The sequence below is a fragment of the Parabacteroides sp. HGS0025 genome (genome assembly GCF_000969845.1).
In the GTDB taxonomy this organism is placed as follows: Bacteria; Bacteroidota; Bacteroidia; order Bacteroidales; family Tannerellaceae; genus Parabacteroides; species Parabacteroides gordonii.
Genome location: NZ_KQ033902.1, coordinates 104,715 through 129,139, shown reverse-complemented (window position 1 = coordinate 129,139; position 24,425 = coordinate 104,715). Strand labels below are relative to the sequence as shown.

Genomic DNA, 24,425 nt, shown 5'->3' with positions numbered 1-24,425 from the left:
TATTATTATTTACCTACCTTTTGCAGTTCATTTTCAATGATGTCAGTCATAACATCCTTGATATCCAATCCGGCAGCCCGAACTTGCTGCGGGATAAAGCTGGTAGCCGTCATACCCGGTGTCGTATTTACTTCGAGCATTTTCGGTTTCCCGTTTGCTTCGATAATAAAATCTACCCGGATGAGTCCTTTGGCGCCCAGTATGTCGTAAATCTTCGATGCTTCGCGTTGTACTTTCTCCGTCAGTTCGGGAGAGATACGGGCGGGAGTGATCTCGTCGGACTCGCCGTTATACTTCGCGTTGAAATCAAAGAACTCGTTCTTCGTAACCACTTCGGTAAGAGGTAAGATTACTTCTTTTCCTTCTACCTTATAACAACCGCAAGTCACTTCTGTTCCGGAGATAAAACTCTCCAGCATGACCTCGTCGCCTTCGGCAAATGCCTTTGCAATAGCCGGTTGCAATTGTGAAGCGTCCTTAACTTTGGTTACTCCGAAGCTGCTTCCCCCATCGTTGGGTTTCACAAAGACCGGCAGTCCTAACCGACTGATCGCTTCTTGTTCCGTCACAGTCTGTCCTTTGAACAAACGGATAGAGTCGGACACATTTATACCAAAACTACGCAAATAATTATTGCAAACAAACTTGTTGAAGGTAAGTGCGCTGACCAACTGACTACAGGAAGAATAAGGCATCCCGATCAAATCGAAATAGCCCTGCAACCGACCGTCCTCTCCCGGAGTACCATGAATAGTAATATAAGCAAAGTCAAAATGCTTCACCTCACCATTCTCCCGGAAACTAAAATCATTTTTATCAATTGGTGTATGTTCCCCGCCAGGAAGTTTAACCGCCCATCCTTCTTTCTTAACGATTGCAATATATAAATTATATTTGTCTTTATCAATAAAAGAGTAGATTCCTTCTGCACTTTTTAATGAAACAACAATCTCGGAAGAATCTCCCCCGGCTACAATAGCAATGTTCTTTTTCATTTTTATATTTCTTTAGTATTTGCATATATCCGCCACTTCTCTATCAGTTGTGCCATATCAGTGGGAATTTCGGAATCAAAAAACATTTCCTCACCGGTAGTAGGATGCACGAATCCCAGCGTTTTGGCATGCAGTGCCTGCCGGGGACAGATGGCAAAGCAGTTCTGTACGAACTGTTTATATTTAGTAAAAGTTGTTCCTTTCAGAATTTCATTTCCGCCATACCGCTCATCGTTGAAAAGGGTATGACCGATATATTTCATATGTACACGTATCTGGTGCGTACGTCCTGTTTCGAGGCGGCACTTCACCAGCGATACATACCCCAAACGTTCCAGTACGGAATAATGGGTAACGGCCGTTTTTCCCTGATCTCCTTCGGGAAAGACCGTCATCTGCATCCGGTCGCGCGGATCGCGTCCGATATTACCTTCTATGCGGCCTTCGTCCTCCTGCACAATTCCCCAGACCAGCGCACGATATTCGCGTTTGGTAGTCTTATTGAAGAATTGCAGGCTGAGGTTGGCCTTCGCTTCCGGTTTCTTGGCAACAACCAGCAGCCCGGAAGTATCTTTATCGATACGGTGAACCAATCCCAACCGCGGATCGGAAGGATCGTAGGTCGGATCGTCTTTCAGATACCAGGCCAATGCATTTACCAGCGTACCGGTGTAGTTACCGTGTCCGGGATGCACAACCAGGCCTGCCGGTTTATCCACCACCAGCAAGTCTTCATCTTCATATATTATTTTAAGAGGGATATTTTCCTGAACGATTTCCAGTTCACGACGGGGACGGGTCATTACGATCGTCACCACATCTTCCGGCTTCACGCGGTAATTGCTTTTTACCGGTTTTCCGTTAGCTAGTATACATCCGGCTTCAGCAGCGAGTTGTATCCGGTTGCGGGTCGATCCGAACATACGGTCTACCAGGAACTTGTCTACCCGCAACAAAGATTGTCCTCGATCGGCAACGAAGCGGAAATGTTCATACAGTTGGGGAGTTCCATCCTCCTCTTCCTGTCCTAACAGGCCGTCAGCCTGTTCATCATCCATTTCGTCAAAAAAGTCATCCATAGTTAAAACCAGTTTTCTTCTTCACTATCCAACGATTCGACAGGCATGGTCGACAGCGAGTCTTCGGGTAGAATTTCAGCCTCGCCACTGCTCACCTTCAGCACCAAAGGAGCCGTAAGCGGGACATGTTCCCCTTTATTCAACGTCCTTCCACGCAAATCGACAGAGACTGCCAGATCCTTAAAATCGCCCGGCACATATTCGATCTCCACATTTTCAAATCCGCGAGCCCGCAACAAGGCATACGCCTGGCGGAACGACAAGTCTTCCACTTCCGGTATGGTAGCCATCTGTGAAGTCATCGCATTCACCGTAATGAACACGATCCGTCCTTCTTTCACCTTCGAACCAGCCGAAGGTACCAGCTCTACGATCGCTCCCGGACTGACATCTTTCGAGAATACCGAGTCGATCACATTATAACGTAAGTTGTTATTTTTGAAGAATTCAGCGGCTTCTTCCACTCTCAGGCCTTTCACATCCGGCACGACAACAGCCTCATTATGCCTCGTATACTTATCGAGCCATTTCAGGGTGCCATAGATCAGGCCACATGCCACGACCACAGCCAGTAGCAAGTTCAAGACGTACGGATTCTTTATCAGTTTAACAAAAAAGTTATTCATTTCTATTTTGTGTTTGTAGGCGGGATCAAAAGTAGAAAACAAAGCCGTTAAAACAAAGAAAGTAAAGGCTTTTTAGTAAAAACCTCTACTTTCTTTATGAATAATTTCTTTAAAACGGGCTGATTATCCGTTGTATTCGTCAGAAACTGTTAATTTAGCTCTTCCTTTAGCACGACGAGAAGCTAATACTCTACGACCATTAGCAGTTGCCATTCTTGAACGGAAACCATGCTTGTTCTTTCTTTTTCTGTTGGAAGGTTGGAATGTTCTTTTCATCTTTCTATATATTTATTTATTATTATCTTATACCAATTCGGGCTGCAAAGATAGAGGCTTTTTTTTAATAAACAAAGAGTTAGCTATTTTTTTCAATACAAATGTACGATTTCTCAAAAAAGAGAATAAATCATCCATTGTATAGAAATCAACTAATAAACTGATATGTAGCTGTTAAAAAATACCCCCTTTGTACATATTATCGAAATTATGCTGTCCTTCAAACTTCTTAGCCTCCTCACCTTCCGGATTCAATTCGATCGATTTTTTCAGATCATCGAAAGCACCTTCCTTATCGCCTTTCAGGTTCTTTGCCCGTCCGCGTTCGGCGTAAGCCTTGGCAAAATCGGGTTTGATATCAATGGCATCATCAAAGAAAGCGATCGCTTCATCCAATTGCTCTTTCGTAATCAGAAGGGTTCCTTTCAGGATACAGGCATCTTCGTTGAACGGGTTCAGGTCGAGCGCCTGCTGGTAATCAGCAGCGGCGGCTTCCAGGTCGCCCAAGGATTCATGAATCTTTCCTCTTACCAGATAGGTTGTTTCCTCTTCCGGAGCCAATGAGATTGCTTTTTCGATATCAGGCAATGCTTCTTTTCCCTGTTTCATAGCCAACAGGATTTCTGCACGGAGCAGGTAAGCATCTGTAAAATCATCTTTCAGGGCGATCGCTTTCGTCAGGTCGGCAATAGCGCCCAGCGGATCGCCGGTCGTTCTTTTAGCTTTCGCCATCAGGAACCAGGGAAGATGGTTGGAAGCGTCGAGCTCGATCACGCGCATACAATCGGCAATCACTTCCTGATCCTTGTCCAGCATGAAAAGCACGCTCACCCTTGTCAGCAAGGTATTTACATGCTCCGGCTCCAACTCCACCATTCGGTTCAATACATCCAATGCCTTTCCGGTTTCACTGGTCATGGAGTATGCCGATACCAGATAGTTCATTGTTTCAAAATCTTCTTCGATATTCAACGCCTCGGTAAAGCATTTAATAGCATAAGCCACCTGCCCCATTTTTTGGGCACGAACGCCATCATATTTTAATATGTCAAAGTTTTTCTGATCGTTTTTCACTTTCTCTTCTACTGTATCCTCATTTTTTTTAGAAGAAGAGAACAAGGATGTAAAGAAATTTCCCATGATAATACATTTTATTCTGAGGGGCAAAGGTAAAAAATAAAACAAAGATATTCAGCATTAACCGGAGAATTCCGTGATTAACAAAATGACAGCAACATTCCATAGACCACTATAATATCAAATTGTCAATTCAGCCAGCCCTTAGAGAAGCTGTACGGATACAAATCAAGACCTGTTGTTTTTTACGCAACTGTCAGCGATTTAGCAAATAACATTTCAACTGATTTAGACTCACAAAAGCGACATTATAAAACACCCAGAGAATAACATAGAGCAACTAGTCGCAAATTACCCAAACAAACCTTCAATACGATCTTGCATCCATGACATATATTCACCTTGCTACAGAAAATAAAAATGTTATTCAACATGCATTTTCCACACAAAAAAGCCTCAAAAAAGGCGACGAGCAACAGCTATTAACATATTTTTTATCTAAGACAAAATTTCATTTCGCTTCAAATGAAAAAAATTTCGTTTTAAACGAGTTGAAAATTCGTTTAAAACGAATCGTGAAAGATGTATATCCGGAGAAAATTGTTAAATATTGTATTTTGAAATATTCTACAACATCGATTTGACAGAATACATACGCCACAAGAAACCGATATATAGAATCTTTTTACTCAAAAAAACACCCTATATCACTTCATTTTGCTAAACCCACAACCACCAACAATTAAACCTCAAAAGCGTAAATATTATCTTTTCTTTGTCTCATATACCTTAATCCTCTCTTCACAACATTGTTTCGCAATATCCCGGAGCAATTCGACGCTGGACAGAAGCGATTCAGAAACTTCATCTCATAAAAATAACTATTTATCACAAAAACCCACATTAATCCTACGAAACCAAACATTCAAAAGAGCATATCTTCTATTCTTTCACTTTTTTTATAGTCCTACTGCACATAGATTTGCGAGATTTTGTTATTTTTGCATGCAATTTATAACTTGGCGGAGATTGTTTTGATCGCTTCCCACAACACTTATTGTCATAAATATTAGATATGGAAAACATAGAAACTGGACTTTTGTTAATGGTAGTCGGAATGACCACGGTTTTTGCAATTCTTTTGATCGTTATCAACCTCGGAAAAGGATTAATCGCACTGGTAAACAAATACGCACCTGAAGAAGTCGTCGTAAAAAAACAAGCAGCAGCAGTACGAACCACCGCGGCACAAGCCGGAAATATCTCCGGTAAAACAACGGCCGCTATTGTAGCCGCTGTGAGCATGGTAACCGGTGGACAAGGAAAGGTTACCAAAATTGAAAAAATATAATACTAGCATAAAATATCATGAAGAGAGAAATCAAATTCAGTTTGGTCTTTAGAGACATGTGGCAATCTGCCGGAAAATATGTCCCCAGAGTAGACCAACTAACCAGAGTTGCCCCCGCTATTGTAGAGATGGGCTGTTTTGCCCGTGTTGAAACCAATGGAGGAGGATTCGAGCAAGTTAATTTACTATTCGGAGAAAATCCTAATAAAGCCGTACGCGAATGGACGAAGCCATTCCATGATGCAGGTATCCAGACACACATGCTTGACCGTGCCCTGAACGGACTTCGCATGAGCCCGGTTCCGGCCGATGTCCGCCAGCTTTTCTACAAAGTAAAGAAAGCGCAGGGTACAGATATCACCCGTACTTTCTGCGGGTTGAACGACGTACGCAACATCGCCCCTTCTATTAAATATGCAAAAGAAGCAGGCATGATCTCCCAATGTTCATTGTGTATTACCCACTCACCGATTCACACGGTCGAATATTACACAAAAATGGCCATGGAGCTGATCGAGCTGGGAGCCGACGAGATCTGTATCAAAGATATGGCCGGTATCGGTCGTCCCTATTCATTGGGACAAATCGTTGCCAACATCAAAGCAAAACACCCGGAGATACCTATCCAGTATCATAGCCATGCAGGCCCCGGATTTAACGTAGCTTCCATCCTGGAAGTTTGTAATGCCGGTTGCGATTATATCGACGTAGGTATGGAGCCGCTTTCATGGGGTACAGGCCATGCCGACCTGCTGACCGTACAGGCCATGTTGAAAGATGCCGGTTATAAAGTACCGGAGATCAATATGGAAGCGTATATGAAAGTACGCAGCATGATCCAGGAATTCATGGATGACTTCTTAGGATTGTATATCAGCCCGAAAAACCGTTTGATGAACTCCCTGCTGATCGGCCCCGGACTTCCCGGCGGTATGATGGGTAGCCTGATGTCCGACCTGGAAAAGAATTTGGAGTCTATCAACAAAAGCAATATAAAGAACAATAAGCCTCTGATGTCGCAAGACCAGTTGCTGATCAAATTATTCGACGAAGTAGCTTATGTATGGCCGCGCGTCGGTTATCCCCCACTGGTAACGCCGTTCAGCCAGTATGTTAAGAATCTGGCCCTGATGAATGTGATGCAGATGGAAAAAGGGAAAGCTCGCTGGAGTATGATCGCAGATGATATCTGGGATATGCTTCTCGGAAAGGCAGGAAGGCTACCGGGAGCGCTTGCACCGGAAATCATCGAAAAAGCAAAAGCCGAAGGACGCGAATTCTTTACCGGCAATCCGCAGGATAACTACCCCGATGCGCTCGACAAGTATCGTAAGATAATGAACGAAAAGCAATGGGAAACAGGCGAAGACGACGAAGAATTGTTCGAATATGCCATGCACCCGGCACAGTACGAAGCCTACCGTTCAGGAAAAGCGAAAGTTGAATTCCTGGCCGATGTGGCTAAAAAGAAAGCGGATCTGCACGAGAAGAGCACACCGGCTGTTGCGTCTACCGCCGCAGCTCCTGCCCTGCCTACCACTCCGCAGGTACTGACCGTAGACGTAGACGGACAACCCTACCGCGTAACCGTGGCCTTCGGAGAAACAGCGAATACTGCCCCCGCAGCAGCTCCTGCCCAACCGGCAGCCCAACCAGCCGCAACTCCTGCACCAGCCGGAGCTGGCAACGAGATCCTTTCACCGCTGGAAGGTAAATTCTTCCTTGTGAAAAATGCATCGGACGCACCGGTAAAAGTGGGTGACGTTGTGAAGGAAGGGGATGTTCTTTGTTACGTAGAGGCGATGAAAACATACAATGCCGTACGTTCGGAATTCAGCGGAACAGTTACTTCCATCAATTATGCGGCAGGTGACACAGTTTCTGAAGATGATGTATTAATGACGATACAGTAATGAACGAGATCTTTCAAAATCTGTACGATATGACTGCGTTCAGCAACATCATTGCTGAACCGCAGTTCCTGGTCATGTATGCAATCGCTTTCATATTGCTTTATCTTGGTATCAAGAAACAATATGAGCCTTTGCTGCTTGTTCCTATCGCTTTCGGGGTTTTGCTCGCCAACTTCCCGGGAGGTGATATGGGTGTGATCCAGGCAGACGAGAACGGGCTGATCAATGTACACGGAGTGATGAAAAATATCTGGGAAATGCCTTTACACGATATTGCGCACGAACTGGGAATAATGAACTTCATCTACTACATGTTGATCAAGACCGGATTTCTTCCGCCAATTATCTTTATGGGCGTGGGAGCTTTGACCGACTTCGGGCCGATGCTCCGTAATCTGCGCCTGTCTATTTTCGGTGCGGCTGCCCAGCTGGGTATCTTCACTGTATTATTAGTGGCTATCCTGATGGGCTTTACTCCGAAAGAGGCTGCTTCCCTGGGTATTATCGGTGGTGCCGATGGCCCTACCGCGATCTTTACAACGATCAAGCTGGCTCCGCACCTGTTGGGACCGATCGCTATTGCCGCGTATTCTTACATGGCGCTTGTTCCGGTCATTATCCCCTTGGTAGTTAAAGCATTGTGTTCGAAGAAAGAGCTTTGCATCAATATGAAGGAGCAGGAGAAAAAGTATCCGTCCACTACGGAAATCAAGAACATGCAGGTGCTGAAAATCATTTTCCCGATCGTTGTTACGACAGTCGTGGCCTTGTTTGTTCCGAGTGCGGTTCCCCTGATCGGTATGTTGATGTTCGGTAATCTGGTAAAAGAGATCGGAACAAATACATTCCGCTTGTACGATGCGGCATCAAACAGCATTATGAATGCCGCTACGATATTCCTGGGGTTATCGGTCGGAGCGACTATGACTGCCGAAGCTTTCCTGAACATGACGACAATCGGCATCGTGATCGGCGGCTTCCTGGCATTTGCTTTGTCTATCGCCGGAGGTATCTTCTTCGTGAAACTGTTCAACCTGTTCACCAAGAAGAAAATCAACCCGCTTATCGGTGCAACCGGACTGAGCGCCGTACCGATGGCCTCACGTGTTGCCAACGATATTGCCTTGAAATATGATCCGAAGAATCACGTACTTCAGTATTGTATGGCGAGCAACATCTCCGGTGTGATCGGTTCTGCCGTAGCAGCAGGTGTATTGATCTCGTTCCTTGGATAAAGATTGATAAATCAACAATAAAAAAATCCTGTAATCGGCTCAATACCAATTACAGGATTTTCTATTTAACACCTGCAACGGCCTGCCGGTACAGGTTATTACAGCCTTTCTGCAAGTTTATTAACCTTTTCTAATAAATAAATCGCTCTCAAATGCTGTAATCCAAAAATAATTACTTTAATTTGTGACTTGATATAGGAATGTATTTATCCTTTTCTTAAATGTGATTGAATATGAATGACACTCATGAAACTAATTTACCGGTTGAAGAAACTGGCAAATTAGAAGAAACTAAAGCTCCGGAAGTGACTCCGGAAAACACTGCGGCTGAAGTTGAAGTAACCGAAACAGTGGAAGAAGCAACTGCGAATGCGGTCGGTAAATTATCAAAAGAAGAAATTCTGGAAAAGTTGACCGAACTGGTAAATGCTGCTGCCGAAGCAACGCGCAACGAAGTAGAATCGTTGAAGCAGGCATTCTATAAAATCCATAGAGCCGAAGTTGAAGAATTGAAAAAAGCATTCCTCGAAAACGAAGGAGAAGAAAAGGATTTCGTAGTACCTGAAGATGAAGACGAAAACAAACTGAAAGAATTGCTGGCTGTTTACAAAGAAAAAAGAGCTGCAATCATGGCAGAAGAAGATCGTGTGAAAGCCGCTAACTACGCACTGAAACTCCAATTGATCGATCAATTGAAAGCGCTGACCGAAAGTCAGGACGACTTCAATAAATTATACAACGACTTTAAGGATATCCAGCAGAGATGGAAAGAGGTTAAAGCCGTACCACAGGAACATGCCAATGAACTGTGGAAAAACTATCAGACTTACAGCGAAAGATTCTACGACATAATCAAGATCAATAACCAGTTCCGTGATTATGACTTCAAGAAGAATCTGGAAATGAAAACCGCCTTGTGCGAAACAGTTGAAAAGCTGCAAACTGAACCGGATGTAGTATCTGCGTTCCATCAGTTGCAGAAGCTGCACCAGCAATGGCGCGAAATCGGCCCGGTGGCTAAAGAACTGCGTGAAGAACTCTGGACACGTTTCAAAGCGGCTTCTACAGTGATCAACAAACGCCATCAGGAACATTTCGAATCGCTGAAATCAAAAGAACAAGAAAACCTGATAGCAAAAACTGCCATCTGCGAAGAAATTGAAGGTATAGACTTCGAAGCCTTGAAGACTTTCAAAGACTGGGAAGAAAAGAATAAGGAAGTGATTGCTTTGCAGGAAAAATGGAAAACAATCGGTTTCGCTCCGAAAAAATCGAATGTAAAGATATTTGAACGTTTCCGTGCTGCATGCGACGTTTATTTCAATAAGAAAAGTGCCTTCTACAAGAGTATCAAAGAAGATATGGAGAAGAATCTGGAGCTGAAAAAGGCTTTATGCGAAAAAGCAGAAGCTTTGAAGGACAGCACAGAATGGAAGAGCACTACTGAAAAGATGATCGCACTTCAGAAAGAATGGAAAACAATCGGCTCTGTTGCCCGCAAGCATTCGGACGCCGTTTGGAAACGTTTCATTTCTGCCTGCGACTATTTCTTCGAACAAAAGAACAAGAATGTTTCTTCTCAGAAGAGCGTAGAACAAACTAATCTGGCAGCGAAGAAAGAATTGATCGAAAAGATCAAAAACTTGGATGAAGCGCTGGCTGCAGAGGATGCAATGATCGAACTGAAAGCGATGATGGCTGAATGGAATGGAATCGGTCATGTTCCTTTCAAGGAAAAAGATAAGATCTATAAAGAATATCACGAAGCGGTAGACAGTCAGTTCGACCGTCTGAAAGTAGATCAGAGCGACCGTAAGATGCAAAGTTTCCGCAGCAACCTGAGCGATATGGCCGGGGGCGAACGCGGAAAAGGCAAGCTCTACGGTGAACGTGAAAAGCTGATGAGAATGTTTGAACGCATGAAGAACGAATTGCAGACTTACGAAAACAATATCGGCTTCCTCAGTATCTCGTCGAAAGGCGGTGGTGGTCTTGTCAAAGAAATGGAACGCAAGATCGAAAAGCTGAAAGATGAGATGGCGCTCATTATCAAAAAAATCGATGCGATAGATGAAAATCTCGAATAAATAAAAACGAAGCCGTCTCCCAAACAGACGGCTTCGCTGTTTCTATACATATGATATCTCAAATACACTATTTTAATCCGGGACATGAAACCGCAGTTTTACTGGGGTCGGAAAACTATACTCCGCCTGCCAATGTACAGAGGATGATAAAAGAATTATCATATCTCCCTGTTTGGTATGCCGACAGTGATGATTTTGTTTTTACGGAAGAGATCACTTCTCCCCGCTTTTTCTCTTTACAGCCTAAAGAGTTCAGGCCATTCGCTACGCTTATCTCCAGAAAGGAACTTAAGCAGAAAGGGGCTTCCTTACCGGAAATGGTTGCTGCTCCGTGGGGATTATCTCCCCATAGCCTGCATCTGTTTGATGAATTAAAGAAGAATTGCGGGTTGAACTTATCTGTCCCTTCCTGGAAAGAAGACTATTTCAAATTGACCGGCCGCCAGACAGCAGCCGAGTGTCTCGAACTGATCCGTCAGCAATTGCCGGATTTACAGATACCCGTTGCACCCCGGTTCTGTAAAAAGATCAGGGAAGTGGAGAAATACCTTATCCTGCAAAATGCTCCTTTTGTATTAAAAACGCCCTATTCTTCATCCGGACGTGGTTTGCACTGGATACCCGAACGTAAACTGACCACCAAAGACCGTACATGGATAGAAGGGGCGATCAACAAACAGGGCACTGTCAGCATCGAATGCGGCCTGGACAAGGTACAGGACTTCGCAATGGAATTCTATTCCGACGGAGAAGGGAATGTTACCTACGAAGGTATTTCGGTTTTCGGCACGGAGCAACAGGGCAGTTATTCCGGTAATATGCTGGGTAATCAGGAATATTTACGCAGACAGATCACCCTGCGGGTGGGAGAAGAGGTTTACAATCAAATACAGACGGCCGTCACTGATGCATTAAAAAGCTTCTACGGGAATATCTACCGGGGATATCTGGGAGTAGATATGATCGTTTATAAGACTACCAAAGGTGCTTATGCTATCCACCCCTGCATAGAGATCAATATGCGTTATACAATGGGAATGGTAGCTCTCCGCCTCAGCCAGAAATATCTTGCTCCTTCAGCAGTCGGAGACTTCCATGTCACCTACGAGAGTAAGGAAGGAGAGACATACGAACGGCATCGTTTCATGAAAGAAACTTATCCGCTGATAATAGAGGATGGAAAAATAAAAGAAGGATATTTATCATTATGCCCGGTCACGAAAGAGACACGTTACAGGGCTTATATATTAGTTATGTAGATAGGAGCTTTTCCTATCTACATAACTGATCGATTATATCTTTATCCAAAGGGAACAAGTCTATTAAGATTTCTTTTCGAGCCAGTTCGAAGTCTTTATATTCAAATCCGGGAGCTACGGCACAACTCACCAGGGCAAAGCCTTCCGGCTCTTTTAACCGGGCAGCGAACCAGGTATCCGGCTCAATCGTAACCTGCAATTGTCCGCTTTCCCGATCTGACAACTCACGACAAACGAGTTGTCCTTCTTCAAAAGAAAAGATCAGCAAAGGTTCCCCTTTATGGAAAAACCAGCTTTCCGGAGATTTTATCCGATGAAAGGCAGAATAATCCATATCTTCCAACAGATAATAGATCGTTGTCAACACCCTCCGGTCAGCCGGATATCCGGCTATCGGCTTCCAGGTAGCCGGACGATATTCTTCTTTAAAGTAACCGCCTTCGGGATGTGGAGACATTTTTAGTTTCTCAATCCAAAAAGCAGCTTGTTTACCAAGATCCATTTGCTTATTTAATTATTTATGCCGGCGAACGGAACGAATAGTTTCCGCCTTTTCTTTACCCGCACCCAGTTTATACCCCAAAGATAAGCCAAAAGTAAATGTTCTATCGCGAGTAACCGGATTTAAACGAGTGAAACTTGGTAAATAAGCGAAATTAAGTCCGATTTGCATACAACCAAAATCCTTCCGGATACCTCCTACACATTTCAAACCGAATAAAACAGAATGATATCCATCTATTGTTCGTTTAGAATAGTCATTATCACTAGCATAAAGATCAACTGATGATTTTAACAGAAAATCAATTCTGGGCCCTACACCTATATAACAGGTATAACCATCACGACTCATTTTCTTCAAATCAAAAGTTGTATTTAACGTCAGATAATGGAGATTTATTCCTATGACCTGATAGCTTCCCGCCCATACGCTTGTCGGATCCTCCTTATCCCGTTCTCCTCTCCTCAAATAACCAACATTACTTGATAAGTTAAACCAACCCTTATCCAGATATTGCATACCCAATGAGACATGATAAGGATGTATTTTATCCAGCGCTTGACCAATACCTTTGTAGCGCATAGAAGAAATACCAAATCCATTTTCCAACGTAAACACCTGTGCTTTCCCCATGACAGTAACACATAACAAAGCACATACTAACCACACACAACTCTTCTTTTTCATAACTTGTATTTAATTTGTTATGATACTTAAACGACAGCAGAAAGAGTTTCGTATATCAACCGGGGATATTTAGGACAACTACAGGGGATTTTTTATTATACGGGCGAAAACCGTCTCCCGATAATTACGCGCAACGGGTATTTCATGGCCTGCAATATTCAATATATTACCTTCGATCAGGCTGACGTGATGGATATTGACTATAAAAGACCGATGAGTCTGGATAAAATCACTTTCCGGCAAAGAATTATATATATTTTTCATTGTCGAGTGAACCAGAATCTTATCCGAAGCGGTATAAATACAAATATAGTTCTCTAATCCCTCAATAAAAAGAATATCCTTCAAAAAAACCTTTTTCATCTGTTTATCGCTCTTGACAAAGAGAAATTCCTCTGCTGCAGGGGCTGTTTCTTTCTGCAAAAGGTCATGCACCTTATTTACCGCTTTCAGAAAACGTTCGAAAGAGATCGGCTTCAATAAATAATCAGTCACATCCAACTCATAGCCTTTCAGGGCATATTGCTCGTAAGCGGATGTAATAATGACTTTAGGGGGATTAGACAGGGTAGCCAATAAATCCAAACCGGATAAATAAGGCATCTCTATATCCAGAAAAAGTAAATCCGGCTGCTCAGTCTTTAACAAAGTATTCAGTTGGATAGCATCTTCACACACACCTGTCAATGCCAGGAAATCCACTTTCTCCACATACGACTGCAATCCTTCGCGGGCTACCGGTTCATCGTCGGTAATTATACATTTTATTTTCATACGCTTTCTATTTCAATCATTAACTTTGCCACAAAATGATCCGGATCATCCTCTATGTCCAGACTATACTTCTCAGGATACAAAAGAGTCAATCTTCTTCTTAGATTCTCCAAACCGATTCCTTTTCGTGGCAACTCTTTTTCTGCATACGGCGGTTTGGAATTAAATATAGTAAATAGGATTCTCTCTTTATTCCACGACATATCCAGATCAATATGATAATCACCACCTACATATTTAAATGCATTCTCAATCAACGGAAGGAAAAGTAACGGATAAATCTTCTGTTCTTTCAACTCCTCTGATATATGGATATTAAGAATCAAGCGTTTACTCATACGCAAACGTTGAAAATTCATATATGTTTTCAGGTAATCGATCTCTTTTTGAATGGGTACTTTCTTATTTCCTCCATATAATTGATAACGCAACAAGTCCGACAACATTTCCAATGTATGACGCGGCATCGTATTCTTCTCGTCAATCTGAAAATAGACTGTATTCAATGCATTAAAAAGGAAATGGGGATGATATTGCGCCCGAAGAAATTTAAGTTCGATTTCGAGTTGATCGACCTTTATCTTTTCCAACTGTAAAGATTGCTGATTATACTCCTTTTCCAGTTTATCATTACGAATGATGATATAATACAGAAAGAAATATAATATACAAACGACATCCGCTATCACATAATCGGCAACCTTATCACCCAGATATAAAATACCAATGTAATCACCCAGATACAATATCAGATTTACACCCAAAAACAAAAACACCAGCAATATAGAATACTCCAATGTGACTGAAATGTTTTTGGCCCGGACTTTTTCCATATAGTAACGACCCTGAAAGTCAAATCCATAACTCATCAATACCGACACTAATAATGCCAGCATATGAAAAGGAACCGAGTCTGCCCAAAATGGATTATGTGCAGGTAAATCAGTCACTAACCGGATGGTGTTAAACATGACAACACCCAGGATCAGCGGAGATATCCAACGGGAAAATGGCTTCATATCCTTTTATTTATTTTATTCTTACAAATTTATTCTTTTACTCTGATCTATATCACTTTTCCGACCGGATTCTTTCGTTTCATACCCTTTGCTGAAGCGCCAGGAGAAAGATACGCCGACAAGGGTGTTATCATACCGTTCTTTGGTAAAAGCCCGTTGCCCCGGCACTGTCAGTTCCATATTGTATCGATAAGAATGGAAAATATCCCGTGCAAACAAACTGACGGTAGCCTTATTTTTCAGGATACTCTTCTGTATTCCGCAGTTTACCTGCCAGACAGGGCTGATTGTGGCCTGTCCCGCCGCCATTCTTCCATTATAATAACCGGATAGCTCGGCACTCCATCCTTTACCGAAGCTAAACTGGTTATTCAGTCCGGCGATCCAGGTATAGTCTTCATTTACTTTATTGGATAATTCCTCCGACCATTGATAACGGTTGTAGACAAATGCAGCATTGGCACTCAAATTCCAGAAAGAAACCGGCGAAAGTACTCCTGTATTCACACGCGGGCCTAACGAGATGGCCCGATTCAGATTGAGAGGAGTAACAAAAACCCGTTTATTCTCCTCTACGATATAACTTTTCACCATTGCTTTACTGGTATAAGAAAACAGAAAAGCGGCCTTGAACAAATCTTTAAACGCATAGGAAAGCTCCAGATTGTCCGTCTTTTCCGGCTTTAACAATGTATTGCCCCGTTCATAAGTGTAATTATCAAATATATAAGTCGACGGATTCAAGTCGCCGTAGTTGGGACGGTTGATACGTTTTCCGTAGAACAGGGATAATTTATTTTCTCCTAAAGCGTATTCCAGTAATACGGTCGGAAACAAATCTATACTATGATCGGAAAACGAAGAATCGCAGGCTACAGCTGTTTGACGCCCTTTATATCTAGTATTCTCCAGGCGAAGGCCGGCTTGTACGGATAATTCACCCAACCGGGCATTCCCTTCTATATAAGCGGCATTGATATTTTCTTTATAAGAGAAGCCCTGGGTCAATCCCTCATTGCTACTCCATGCATTCTGTATACGGTTTGCATACAGGGCTTCGTTATCAATGGAAACATATGACGATTTAACGCCGGCATTCAATACCCAACCATTTTCAAACGGGAATTTCATGTTGATCTGTCCGGCATACAGGTTTATGTTTCCTTTGATATCTCCCCGCATGGAGTCTTGTCTTTCAGTCTGATTGATCAGATTCCGGAAAGAGTTATATATGAATTGATCTTCATCTGAATGAAAGTTCAGGTAGTCGAATGAGGCATCCAGCACTTTGCCAACGGAATCAAACCGATGCGTCAAACTGATCCCGCCGGAAAAATTGATCTTATGCCTGTCATTCAGGTTTAACGTATGTGCCGTCGAATCCGGAGCAGTCTGTGGATACAGGGAAAAAGAAGAGTCCATATCGCCTTCGTTTTCCCCATGAAAAATATTTCCATTGGTTGAAACACCGATTGTCGTTTGAGGGGAGAGATAGAAGTCTACACCTGCCCGATAATAATGAGAGGCATAAGGGGATTCACTATAAGAATCCTGGTACAGCTTCAGGTCAGAAGCCAATCCCGTCAACTCATTGGAATATAAACGGTTTATTTCCAGATCATGCTGGTCGTTTCCCTTATAAAAAGAATATGTCAGGTAAAAATTAAACTTACCGTTCCGCCTGTTTAAAGAAAAGCTACCGTTTCCTTTGCTTCGTATACCTTGTGAAAATCCACCGTTTACCGAGAGATTCAATCCCTGAAGCTTAATCTTTTTCGTATGGATATCGATCAGACCGGAGTTACCGCTGGCATCATAGCGGGCGGATGGGTGGGTGATCAGATCTATCTTGTCAGCCGTAGATGCCGGGGTAGCCTTAAGCAGATTCACCAGTTCCTGGCCGGAAAGATAGGTTTGTTTTCCATCGATCAGGACATTGATACCGCTTATCCCGTTCATATAGATAGAACCATCCTTATTAACAACCACTCCGGGGAGCGTTTCGAGTACCTCATACAGGCTGCCTTGTTTACGTACGACGGATGCATCCAGATGATACGTCATTTTATCCGCTTTTATCTCCAGTTCCGGCAACTTGGCAACCACTACAACCTCCTCGATATCCTGATCGGGAATAGTATCCGGCATAATGAACTGTGCAAAGACATCACTTACATAAAAAGCCAACAGTAATGCGATTAAAAGAAATTTACTTCTGCCCATATCTTTTGTTTTTGTCTCAAAAGTAAATAAGCAGAAACTCCCCGGGAAATTATTGTGACAAACGACAGGAGTTCGTTGACGAATGGTTTATTATTCTTAAATATGGATACGACCAAACAATCTCCGGTCTATGGGAGTACCATATCAAAAGCGACTGGCTTCTGATATGGCAACAAAATGATACGGAATTGATCTTGATCATGACCGATACGGGGACACATGCAGATTTATTCTAAACAGTTTCCTCTTCCTCAAACTCCTGTAATTCTTCCAACCCTTTTTTCATTGCTTCCACCTTCGAAGAGTCCATACGATATTCGACCAAACTCCCTATTAGTGCTGTAAGAAAAGCAAAAACATAAATAAAAGTCATCCTGTTCGCTCCTAACTTCCAAAAATAAAAAAAGATACCACTCAGCAAGACCAAGCCAGATACAACAACAACGGGATATGCAATCCGCATATATTTTTGAAAAAACAATAATCGCCGGAAAGAATACATTAATGGCTTCTTTATATCAATCCGACAAAAAGAGATAAAAGCCGGCAAACCTCCCAATGCAACGACAAGCAGGAGTCCACCTACGGAATAAGCTATAAATAAAGGGGTTCCAAACAAAACAGGGGCAAACACAGCCAACAACAAAGCAATTAAATAGACGCAATATCCAATTACCATCTTCCACTGTAACCGTTGCTGAGCCGTTAATATCCGGTTGGTAATCATATCTTTGATAATTCTCCTATTCAATATCTCATTCTTTTGCAAACGTTCATTTAATATATTCCAGTTCGCTTTTAATTCTTCCAGTTCCATATTCTTTTTTTGATTTAACTGTTCGACATCGTTCTTAGTTTCTCTTTAATACGATTGAGTTTAACGGCCACATTATTACGTGATATACCGGTGATATCCGCCATTTCCTGATAACTTCTTTCTTCCAGCCAGAGCAGGATCAAGGCACGCTCCAAACGTCCCAGGCAATTGATCATCCGGTAGAGCTCATGAAGTTGAGCCGTTTTATCTTCTTCCTCTGCCACCGCTTCCAGGTCGACCGAGATAGGTACCACTTCCGGCCGTGATTTGGATTTACGGAAAAAGGAAATACAAGTGTTCAGTCCGATGCGATACACCCAGGTCGAAGCCTTACACTCGCCCCGGAAGCGGGGAAAAGCTTTCCATAAGTTGATCACGACTTCCTGATACAAGTCGTTCAGATTGTCCGGATCGGTAGCGTAGATATAGCATACCTTATATATCACTTGTTTGTATTCCTCTACAAGTTCTATAAACTCCTTCTCTTGTTGTTGTGCATTCATTAAGCTTGCTCTATCGTATTATTTACTATATCAGTCGTAAAAGAAATCGGATAATTACAGTAAAGGAAGGAAAATTAACAAAATAAATAAAGTCGATTACTGCAAAAGGGTTATTTTTGTCCCTATCGATAAGTAGACCAATCTATTACACATTCAAAGACGTAGCATATGAAAAACTACAAGCTAATCTTTATACTCCTGGCAGTTGTATATGGTGGAAATATACAGCTCCCCGCCCAGCAAATGATTCCCAAGACAATTACACTGACCCAAAAGGCAAAAGAACAACTGGCCGGTAAGCAAATATTGTATATCGAACGGGAACAGTATGCACCCGACCATCACAACACAGCGACCCTATTCCAGAAGGGAGAGATCAACGAGAGTAGTTTCTGCCCGGGAGGAGCCATGCGTATCTATGACGTCAACACCGGAAATATTACCACACTGATAGAACTGAAAGACGGCGTGATACGTGATCCCGAACTGTCTTTCGACGGGAAAAAGATCATCTTCTCCATGCGGAAGAACAAGGACGATTTCTACCATATCTATGAGATGAATACAGACGGAAGCAACATGAAACAGCTTACGTTTGCGGAAGGGATATCAGATATCGACCCGCTTTATCTGCCCGACGGCGGCATTGTATTCAGCTCCACCCGCCAACCGAAATATTGTATGTGCAACCGCCATATCATGTGTAACCTCTACCGGATGGAAGCAGATGGTGCCAACATTACACAGATCGGTGTCAGTACGCTGTTTGAAGGACATTCCTCTCTGCTGAGCGACGGACGCATCCTGTACGACCGCTGGGAATACGTAGACCGTAACTTCGGTGATGCGCAAGGCTTATGGACGGTAAACCCGGACGGGACAAAGCATTCCATCTATTACGGTAACAATACCCAATCGCCGGGCGGAGTAATCGATGCCCGCCAGATCCCCGGAACCGACCAGGTGATCTGTATCTTCGGTTCCTGCCATGACCGCCCCTGGGGTGCACTGGCTATTATCGACAGGAAAAAAGGAGTGGACGGTGTAGAACCTGTCCTGCAAATATGGCCGGAAGAAAGCCTGAAACTGGTAGATAAAGGCGACCTGGACTCTTTCAAATGGATCGAATACTTCTTTGAAGATCCTTATCCGCTGAACGAAAACTTCTTCCTCACCTCACGCACAATCTGGACAAAGCCCGGCGGGTGGATGCACCTGGACTCTAAATCGGGCATCTACCTGGTTGGCCGCGACGGCACACAAGAGTTGCTCCTTGAAGGAAACAGAAGCCTTTTCGACCCGATGATCATCGAGCCACGCCCCAAACCGCATGCAATCCCTTCCAACAGGAACTATACGGATAAGAAAGGTACTTTCTACGTACAGAATGTTTACCACGGCACACATATGAAAGGCGTAACTCCCGGCACCGTAAAATATCTGCGTATCATCGAGTCTCCGGAGAAAAGAACCTGGACACAGAGTGGCTGGGGCGGACAAGGCGAACAGGCTCCCGCCGTAAACTGGCATAGCTTCGAGAACAAACGTATCCTGGGAGAAGTACCGGTAGAAGCCGACGGCTCTGCCAACTTCGAAGTTCCTTCCGGCACCTTCGTCTACTTTCAGTTGCTGGATAAGGATAAGAAAATGATCCAGTCCATGCGAAGCGGCACGATGGTCATGTCGGGTGAGGTAAACGGTTGCATCGGCTGCCATGAAGACCGCCTGAGCATTCCGAGCGCGATGGGTACGACACCGTTAGCCCTGAAGAAAGCCCCGGCCAAGCTGAACGGCTGGATGGGGAAAGCCCCGAAGAACTTCTCCTTCATGGAACAGGTACAGCCGATCCTCGATAAGAGCTGCGTACGTTGCCACGACTTCGACCCGAAGAACCGGGAAAAGCTCGTACTGGCAAAAGACAAGAACCCGTTCTTCAACGCAGCCTATGTCAACCTATACGTAAAGAAAGAGATCACGCTGATAGGCGGCGGCCCGGCTCCGATACAGGAACCGTACACCTGGGGATCGCATGTCAGCAAACTGACCAAAGTGATAGACGGAGATCATCATGGCGTCAAACTGTCTCCTAAAGACAAGGAAGTCCTTTACACCTGGATGGATCTGAACGGCGTTTATTATCCGGTCTACGAGTCCGCATTCGACTCTACACTGGCCGGACGAAGCCCGCTCTTTAACCACGAGATAGAAGAGTTGAAACAATTAACCAATATAAATATCTGGGATCTGAACCACCACGGACGAAAGCTGACTGCACAAATCTCTTTCGACCGTCCCGAAGTAAGTCCCTGCCTGGACGGTATACGGAATGATAAACAGAAGTATTCCCGTGCGGTAGAAATCATCCGCACCGGACAGAAGCGGTTGAAAGCCACTCCTCGGGGGGATATCGAAAAAGACCTTGTTCCTTGCGAACGTCATAAGGCGCAGCTGCGCAAATACGCCGAACGGCTAAAGGTGGAACAGCAAAACTGCACGGTCATCAGCGAACAAGGCAAAGTGTACGACAAATAAGAAGACAAGTGCCTCACTTATGGCACAAAAATGCACTATAAGTGGCACACTTGTGCGCTGCCTGTGGCACAAATGTGCAGACTGCATGGCACAAAACTTCCCTGCATAACTAATTACACAGGGAAAGCAACAAATGGGGAAGAGAGCTGACTATCTGTTGTTCTTGATCAGGTTCATAAACTCCTCGCGGGTCTTTGCCTGCTGGAAGAAGCCTGTGAAATCGGAAGTTGTAGTCAGGGAATTCTGCTTTTCCACACCACGCATCTGCATGCACATGTGCTGTGCTTCGATCACGACCATAACGCCCAGTGGATCGAGTGTCTGCTGGATACAATCTTTGATCTGCATCGTCAGGCGTTCCTGTATCTGCAGGCGGCGGGCGAAGATATCCACCACGCGGGGTATCTTGCTGAGCCCCGTAATATATTTCTTAGGAATATAAGCGACATGTGCCTTACCGAAGAAGGGAAGCATGTGATGCTCGCAAAGAGAGAAGAAATCAATATCTTTCACAATAACCATCTGCTTGTAATCTTCTTCCTGAAACATGGCGGAAGCCAATACCTTTGCAGGGTCTTCGTTATATCCTTTGGTTAAAAACTGCATAGCCTTTGCTACGCGCTCCGGCGTCTTAAGCAGGCCTTCACGTTCGGCATCTTCACCTAACAGATTGAGTATTCCTTTGTAATGGCCAGCCAGTTCCTCACGTGCCGCCAAGGTCTTGTCGTTTATTTCTTCTATCATTTCTTAATTCAACGGGATCTTTACTTCTTCTCTAACAATATACATTTCCTTTCCGAACGAAGGGAAAGCCGTCATCAGCAGGCGCTGCATGTGATAAGCCTCTTCGTGTGAACGGAAATCTCCTACACGCAACTTCCAGAACGGTGCCGTATAGGTAACATAAGTCGGAACAGTCGGGAAAAGTTCTTTGATCTGCTTTTCCTTATCAAACGCTTCGTCTTTCGACTTGCGCTGGTTATTACCGGAGAAAACCTGTGTCCGGAACCCCTGTATCTTCAGGAAAGCGGTGCTGTCCGTCTTTTCCACATTTTCGCCCGACAAGCGTACTCCTACCATATTCCGGAGAGCTTGCGACTGGTTGATTATCACCTCGCCTTTACCCGGTTTCGATGTCTGGAGATCATCGAAGATTGTCTGAACCGATCCGTCGACACTTGTCTGTGCAGACGCTCCGGTCACACAGGCCAGCAACATGAATAATAAAACGATACAAGGGGAATTCTTCATTGTGATTGTTTTTTTGTTTAAAAGAGAGACTTGTCCCCGTGCTTGACACGGGGCCGCAAAAGAACCAGCGACATCAAATAAAGGACACTGTCCGTTCCTTTGCGATCCCGTGTCAAGCACGGGAACGGTCTCTACTCATAATGTCATTAAAATGCTTCGATGATAGGCATGAACTTATCAACAGCCAGAGAAGCACCACCGATCAGACCACCGTCTACGTTCGGTTTAGAGAACAATTCCTTCGCGTTACCGGCATTTGCGCTACCGCCATACAGGATTGTGCAATCGTCAGCTACTGTGTTGCCATATTTAGCAGCCAGTGTAGCACGGATATGAGCGTGGATTTCTTCAGCCTGTTCTGCAGAAGCAGTCTTGCCTGTACCGATAGCCCAAACCGGTTCGTAAGCCAATACGATCTTACCGAAGTCTTCAGCAGAAAGATCGAACAAAGATTCTTTGATCTGAGCGTCTACTACTTCGAAATGTTTGCCTGCTTCTCTTTCTTCCAATACTTCACCGATACAGAAGATCGGAGTCAGACCGTTAGCCAGAGCCAGTTCAACTTTAGTTTTCAGGATAGCCGGAGTTTCGTGATAGTAAGCACGTCTTTCAGAGTGGCCGAGGATTACATATTTAGCACCTGTTGAAGCAACCATAGCAGCTGAAACTTCACCCGTGTAAGCACCTTTTTCCTTATCTGCACAGTTTTCAGCAGCTACACCGATCTTATCTGTATCGATAGCAGCAGCGATGCTTGCCAGATGAGTGAACGGAGTACCGATGATTACATCACAGTTGATAGCTTTGCCTTTCAGGGCTTCGTTTAATCCTTTTGCTAATTCCAGGCCTTCCTGAAGAGTAGTGTTCATCTTCCAGTTTCCTGCAACAATATTCTTTCTCATGACTTAATTAATTAAATATATAAATACAATAAAATCTTTTTATTCTGCCTTATCTTTACGTCTCCGGCGGAAACGAAAGAAGTCGTAAACCCAAACGAGCAGCAAAGGTACGGTAAAAGTTAATAGGATGGTTATTAGCCAGCCATCTTCTTTTTCTTTTGTTTTATTTACGTCGAGATACTTCTCTACTTCGGCCTTTACATGTTCCTCATCGGGGATGTCGTTGTAATGCCATTTAGCCAGTACCGTGCCGTCTTTCAGCAAAACCAGGCCGGGATTCGAGCGGATGATCGTCTTCAGCAGCACTTCATCGGCCATACGGAACGGATATTCGGCTCCGGTGTTGTCGCTCCACTCGTCGATCACTTCCGGCGAAGATCCTGTGACGCAATAGAACGGTAATTCATATTCGAGGGCATAATCGTATACGCTGTTGATCTCGTCGATGCGTTCGTCGTCCGCCGTTTCCAGCTTCGGAGCGATCAACAGAAGGACAGGGTTCGGATTATGCAAGATATCTGCTGTCACATCGTCTCCTTCGGCATTGTAGATATTGAAGGATGCCACAGGCGGTTCATACCCTTTCTTCAACAGCTCGGTCTTCGACTCTACAAAAGTCCAGGTACTGTCATTCTCCGGATAATCTTCCAGTGAGAATTCTTTTTTAACACCATCTTTCTCGTAGACAAATGTATAACGGTATTCATCTTCGGGTGCCCCGTCGGGGATTTCCATCAGGGAAGGAATGTTCGCGCCGATCTTATACGGGCGGAAGTCAATCACCGGCAGATGATTGTAATTCCGGTAAGCGAAGCCGATACCGAAGAAATAGGAAAACAACGCAATAAACCAGTAGACCTTAAAGGTGTAACACTGGAACATCTTGCCGGAGTTCATAAACACCACAATGGCAGCGGCCGACAATACAAGGTTCTTGAAGAAGGTCTCCCAGTTGGAAATAACGATCGCATCACCGAAACAACCGCAGTCGGACACAGGATTGAACAGCGCCAGATATAACGTCAGCGGCGTCATAAACGCCATGAAAAGCAGGACAAGGAAAGAATTGTAACGGCGGTACACGCCCAACAACATGCAAACACCCATAGCAAACTCAGCCGCCGAAAGGGCGAAAGAAGCAAGGACGGTAAAAGGCTGCAGGAAATCCAGTCCGAAAGAAGTCAGGTAATCGCCAATCTTAATGGCTCCCCCCATCGGATCGACCGCCTTCACAAAACCGGAAAAGATAAACACGACCCCGATCAGCAGACGGCTGCACTCTGTCAGTATTTTTATTGCAGTCTCTTTATAGTTCAT

General features: G+C 44.0%; 22 protein-coding genes and 1 pseudogene. 7 read left to right on the top strand and 16 right to left on the bottom strand.

The annotated features are described in order from the left end of the window. Positions 1-5 precede the first annotated feature (5 nt). From HMPREF1212_RS00475 to HMPREF1212_RS00460, 5 genes are all read right to left on the bottom strand, one after another. A complete protein-coding gene (locus HMPREF1212_RS00475) occupies positions 6-995 on the bottom strand; it encodes a D-alanine--D-alanine ligase (protein WP_046148041.1) in 990 nt (329 codons plus the stop codon). Positions 996-997: 2 nt separating this feature from the next. Beyond that, positions 998-2,074, bottom strand: a complete 1,077-nt coding sequence (locus HMPREF1212_RS00470) for an RluA family pseudouridine synthase (protein ID WP_046148040.1) — start codon at positions 2,072-2,074, stop codon at positions 998-1,000. 2 nt (positions 2,075-2,076) lie between these two features. Then, on the bottom strand, positions 2,077-2,700 hold the full coding sequence (locus HMPREF1212_RS00465; protein WP_028728276.1) for a PASTA domain-containing protein: 624 nt from the start codon (positions 2,698-2,700) through the stop codon (positions 2,077-2,079). A 123-nt stretch (positions 2,701-2,823) separates the two neighbouring features. Next, positions 2,824-2,976, bottom strand: a complete 153-nt coding sequence (gene rpmH, locus HMPREF1212_RS26505; RefSeq protein WP_005633099.1) for a 50S ribosomal protein L34 — start codon at positions 2,974-2,976, stop codon at positions 2,824-2,826. Between the two features lie 174 nt (positions 2,977-3,150). After that, positions 3,151-4,116, bottom strand: a complete 966-nt coding sequence (locus HMPREF1212_RS00460; RefSeq protein WP_046148039.1) for a tetratricopeptide repeat protein — start codon at positions 4,114-4,116, stop codon at positions 3,151-3,153. Positions 4,117-5,128: 1,012 nt separating this feature from the next. Between HMPREF1212_RS00460 and HMPREF1212_RS00450 the strand changes: the two genes are divergently transcribed. The 5 genes from HMPREF1212_RS00450 (at position 5,129) to HMPREF1212_RS00430 (ending at position 11,898) form a co-directional block, all read left to right on the top strand. Continuing rightward, positions 5,129-5,404, top strand: coding sequence for an OadG family protein (locus HMPREF1212_RS00450; RefSeq protein WP_046148037.1), 276 nt, complete (start codon positions 5,129-5,131; stop codon positions 5,402-5,404). Between the two features lie 17 nt (positions 5,405-5,421). Beyond that, positions 5,422-7,317, top strand: a complete 1,896-nt coding sequence (locus HMPREF1212_RS00445) for a biotin/lipoyl-containing protein (RefSeq protein WP_046148036.1) — start codon at positions 5,422-5,424, stop codon at positions 7,315-7,317. After that, positions 7,317-8,552: a sodium ion-translocating decarboxylase subunit beta gene (locus tag HMPREF1212_RS00440; RefSeq protein WP_028728270.1), complete on the top strand. Its 1,236-nt coding sequence runs from the start codon at positions 7,317-7,319 to the stop codon at positions 8,550-8,552. Before HMPREF1212_RS00445 ends, HMPREF1212_RS00440 begins: the two co-directional genes overlap by 1 nt. 233 nt (positions 8,553-8,785) lie before the next feature. Next, positions 8,786-10,639 (top strand): DUF349 domain-containing protein, encoded by a 1,854-nt coding sequence (locus HMPREF1212_RS00435; protein ID WP_046148035.1) that lies wholly within the window; start codon positions 8,786-8,788, stop codon positions 10,637-10,639. Between the two features lie 50 nt (positions 10,640-10,689). Further along, complete coding sequence (locus HMPREF1212_RS00430) at positions 10,690-11,898, top strand: hypothetical protein (protein ID WP_028728268.1); 1,209 nt, start codon at positions 10,690-10,692, stop codon at positions 11,896-11,898. 13 nt (positions 11,899-11,911) lie between these two features. On the opposite strand, the gene HMPREF1212_RS00425 is transcribed toward HMPREF1212_RS00430, so the two are convergent. The 5 genes from HMPREF1212_RS00425 to HMPREF1212_RS00405 all read right to left on the bottom strand — a co-directional run bounded on the left by HMPREF1212_RS00425 (position 11,912) and on the right by HMPREF1212_RS00405 (position 17,103). Continuing rightward, complete coding sequence (locus HMPREF1212_RS00425; RefSeq protein ID WP_046148034.1) at positions 11,912-12,400, bottom strand: cupin domain-containing protein; 489 nt, start codon at positions 12,398-12,400, stop codon at positions 11,912-11,914. A gap of 12 nt (positions 12,401-12,412) precedes the next feature. Beyond that, entirely contained in the window at positions 12,413-13,087 is a 675-nt protein-coding gene (locus HMPREF1212_RS00420) for a porin family protein (RefSeq protein ID WP_028728266.1), read from the bottom strand. A 78-nt stretch (positions 13,088-13,165) separates the two neighbouring features. Then, on the bottom strand, positions 13,166-13,861 hold the full coding sequence (locus HMPREF1212_RS00415; RefSeq protein WP_046148033.1) for a LytR/AlgR family response regulator transcription factor: 696 nt from the start codon (positions 13,859-13,861) through the stop codon (positions 13,166-13,168). Then, a complete protein-coding gene (locus tag HMPREF1212_RS00410; protein ID WP_028728264.1) occupies positions 13,858-14,880 on the bottom strand; it encodes a sensor histidine kinase in 1,023 nt (340 codons plus the stop codon). Before HMPREF1212_RS00410 ends, HMPREF1212_RS00415 begins: the two co-directional genes overlap by 4 nt. A 21-nt stretch (positions 14,881-14,901) precedes the next feature. Further along, positions 14,902-17,103 (bottom strand): outer membrane beta-barrel family protein, encoded by a 2,202-nt coding sequence (locus HMPREF1212_RS00405; protein WP_046148032.1) that lies wholly within the window; start codon positions 17,101-17,103, stop codon positions 14,902-14,904. 125 nt (positions 17,104-17,228) lie between these two features. Here HMPREF1212_RS00405 and HMPREF1212_RS26500 point away from each other — a divergent pair. Continuing rightward, a pseudogene (locus HMPREF1212_RS26500) lies at positions 17,229-17,339 on the top strand (type II toxin-antitoxin system mRNA interferase toxin, RelE/StbE family); the annotation flags it as partial. On the opposite strand, the gene HMPREF1212_RS00400 reads toward HMPREF1212_RS26500, so the two are convergent. Together HMPREF1212_RS00400 and HMPREF1212_RS00395 are read right to left on the bottom strand one after the other, a co-directional pair. Further along, entirely contained in the window at positions 17,336-17,920 is a 585-nt protein-coding gene (locus HMPREF1212_RS00400; protein WP_046148031.1) for a hypothetical protein, read from the bottom strand. The pseudogene HMPREF1212_RS26500 and the gene HMPREF1212_RS00400 overlap by 4 nt on opposite strands. A 14-nt stretch (positions 17,921-17,934) precedes the next feature. Next, positions 17,935-18,423 carry an RNA polymerase sigma factor gene (locus HMPREF1212_RS00395; RefSeq protein ID WP_046148030.1) on the bottom strand — a complete coding sequence of 163 codons (489 nt, stop codon included), beginning with the start codon at positions 18,421-18,423 and terminating at the stop codon, positions 17,935-17,937. 168 nt (positions 18,424-18,591) lie between these two features. On the opposite strand from HMPREF1212_RS00395, the gene HMPREF1212_RS00390 reads away from it, so the two are divergent. Then, positions 18,592-20,955, top strand: a complete 2,364-nt coding sequence (locus tag HMPREF1212_RS00390) for an HzsA-related protein (protein WP_046148029.1) — start codon at positions 18,592-18,594, stop codon at positions 20,953-20,955. 150 nt (positions 20,956-21,105) lie between these two features. Here the strand turns inward: HMPREF1212_RS00390 and folE are convergent, their stop codons facing one another. The 4 genes from folE to HMPREF1212_RS00370 all read right to left on the bottom strand — a co-directional run bounded on the left by folE (position 21,106) and on the right by HMPREF1212_RS00370 (position 24,425). Further along, entirely contained in the window at positions 21,106-21,699 is a 594-nt protein-coding gene (gene folE / locus HMPREF1212_RS00385; protein ID WP_028728259.1) for a GTP cyclohydrolase I FolE, read from the bottom strand. Positions 21,700-21,702: 3 nt separating this feature from the next. Next, positions 21,703-22,206 (bottom strand): cell division protein, encoded by a 504-nt coding sequence (locus HMPREF1212_RS00380; protein WP_028728258.1) that lies wholly within the window; start codon positions 22,204-22,206, stop codon positions 21,703-21,705. Positions 22,207-22,352: 146 nt separating this feature from the next. Next, positions 22,353-23,108: a triose-phosphate isomerase gene (tpiA, locus tag HMPREF1212_RS00375; RefSeq protein WP_028728257.1), complete on the bottom strand. Its 756-nt coding sequence runs from the start codon at positions 23,106-23,108 to the stop codon at positions 22,353-22,355. 39 nt (positions 23,109-23,147) lie between these two features. Continuing rightward, a complete protein-coding gene (locus tag HMPREF1212_RS00370) occupies positions 23,148-24,425 on the bottom strand; it encodes a BT_3928 family protein (protein WP_046148028.1) in 1,278 nt (425 codons plus the stop codon).

Coding starts and splice junctions, on each gene's coding strand:
- HMPREF1212_RS00475 (WP_046148041.1), bottom strand. CDS start 995: ATGAAAAAGAACATTGCTATTGTAGCCGGGGGAGATTCTTCCGAGATT.
- HMPREF1212_RS00470 (WP_046148040.1), bottom strand. CDS start 2,074: ATGGATGACTTTTTTGACGAAATGGATGATGAACAGGCTGACGGCCTG.
- HMPREF1212_RS00465 (WP_028728276.1), bottom strand. CDS start 2,700: ATGAATAACTTTTTTGTTAAACTGATAAAGAATCCGTACGTCTTGAAC.
- rpmH (WP_005633099.1), bottom strand. CDS start 2,976: ATGAAAAGAACATTCCAACCTTCCAACAGAAAAAGAAAGAACAAGCAT.
- HMPREF1212_RS00460 (WP_046148039.1), bottom strand. CDS start 4,116: ATGGGAAATTTCTTTACATCCTTGTTCTCTTCTTCTAAAAAAAATGAG.
- HMPREF1212_RS00450 (WP_046148037.1), top strand. CDS start 5,129: ATGGAAAACATAGAAACTGGACTTTTGTTAATGGTAGTCGGAATGACC.
- HMPREF1212_RS00445 (WP_046148036.1), top strand. CDS start 5,422: ATGAAGAGAGAAATCAAATTCAGTTTGGTCTTTAGAGACATGTGGCAA.
- HMPREF1212_RS00440 (WP_028728270.1), top strand. CDS start 7,317: ATGAACGAGATCTTTCAAAATCTGTACGATATGACTGCGTTCAGCAAC.
- HMPREF1212_RS00435 (WP_046148035.1), top strand. CDS start 8,786: ATGAATGACACTCATGAAACTAATTTACCGGTTGAAGAAACTGGCAAA.
- HMPREF1212_RS00430 (WP_028728268.1), top strand. CDS start 10,690: ATGATATCTCAAATACACTATTTTAATCCGGGACATGAAACCGCAGTT.
- HMPREF1212_RS00425 (WP_046148034.1), bottom strand. CDS start 12,400: ATGGATCTTGGTAAACAAGCTGCTTTTTGGATTGAGAAACTAAAAATG.
- HMPREF1212_RS00420 (WP_028728266.1), bottom strand. CDS start 13,087: ATGAAAAAGAAGAGTTGTGTGTGGTTAGTATGTGCTTTGTTATGTGTT.
- HMPREF1212_RS00415 (WP_046148033.1), bottom strand. CDS start 13,861: ATGAAAATAAAATGTATAATTACCGACGATGAACCGGTAGCCCGCGAA.
- HMPREF1212_RS00410 (WP_028728264.1), bottom strand. CDS start 14,880: ATGAAGCCATTTTCCCGTTGGATATCTCCGCTGATCCTGGGTGTTGTC.
- HMPREF1212_RS00405 (WP_046148032.1), bottom strand. CDS start 17,103: ATGGGCAGAAGTAAATTTCTTTTAATCGCATTACTGTTGGCTTTTTAT.
- HMPREF1212_RS00400 (WP_046148031.1), bottom strand. CDS start 17,920: ATGGAACTGGAAGAATTAAAAGCGAACTGGAATATATTAAATGAACGT.
- HMPREF1212_RS00395 (WP_046148030.1), bottom strand. CDS start 18,423: ATGAATGCACAACAACAAGAGAAGGAGTTTATAGAACTTGTAGAGGAA.
- HMPREF1212_RS00390 (WP_046148029.1), top strand. CDS start 18,592: ATGAAAAACTACAAGCTAATCTTTATACTCCTGGCAGTTGTATATGGT.
- folE (WP_028728259.1), bottom strand. CDS start 21,699: ATGATAGAAGAAATAAACGACAAGACCTTGGCGGCACGTGAGGAACTG.
- HMPREF1212_RS00380 (WP_028728258.1), bottom strand. CDS start 22,206: ATGAAGAATTCCCCTTGTATCGTTTTATTATTCATGTTGCTGGCCTGT.
- tpiA (WP_028728257.1), bottom strand. CDS start 23,108: ATGAGAAAGAATATTGTTGCAGGAAACTGGAAGATGAACACTACTCTT.
- HMPREF1212_RS00370 (WP_046148028.1), bottom strand. CDS start 24,425: ATGAACTATAAAGAGACTGCAATAAAAATACTGACAGAGTGCAGCCGT.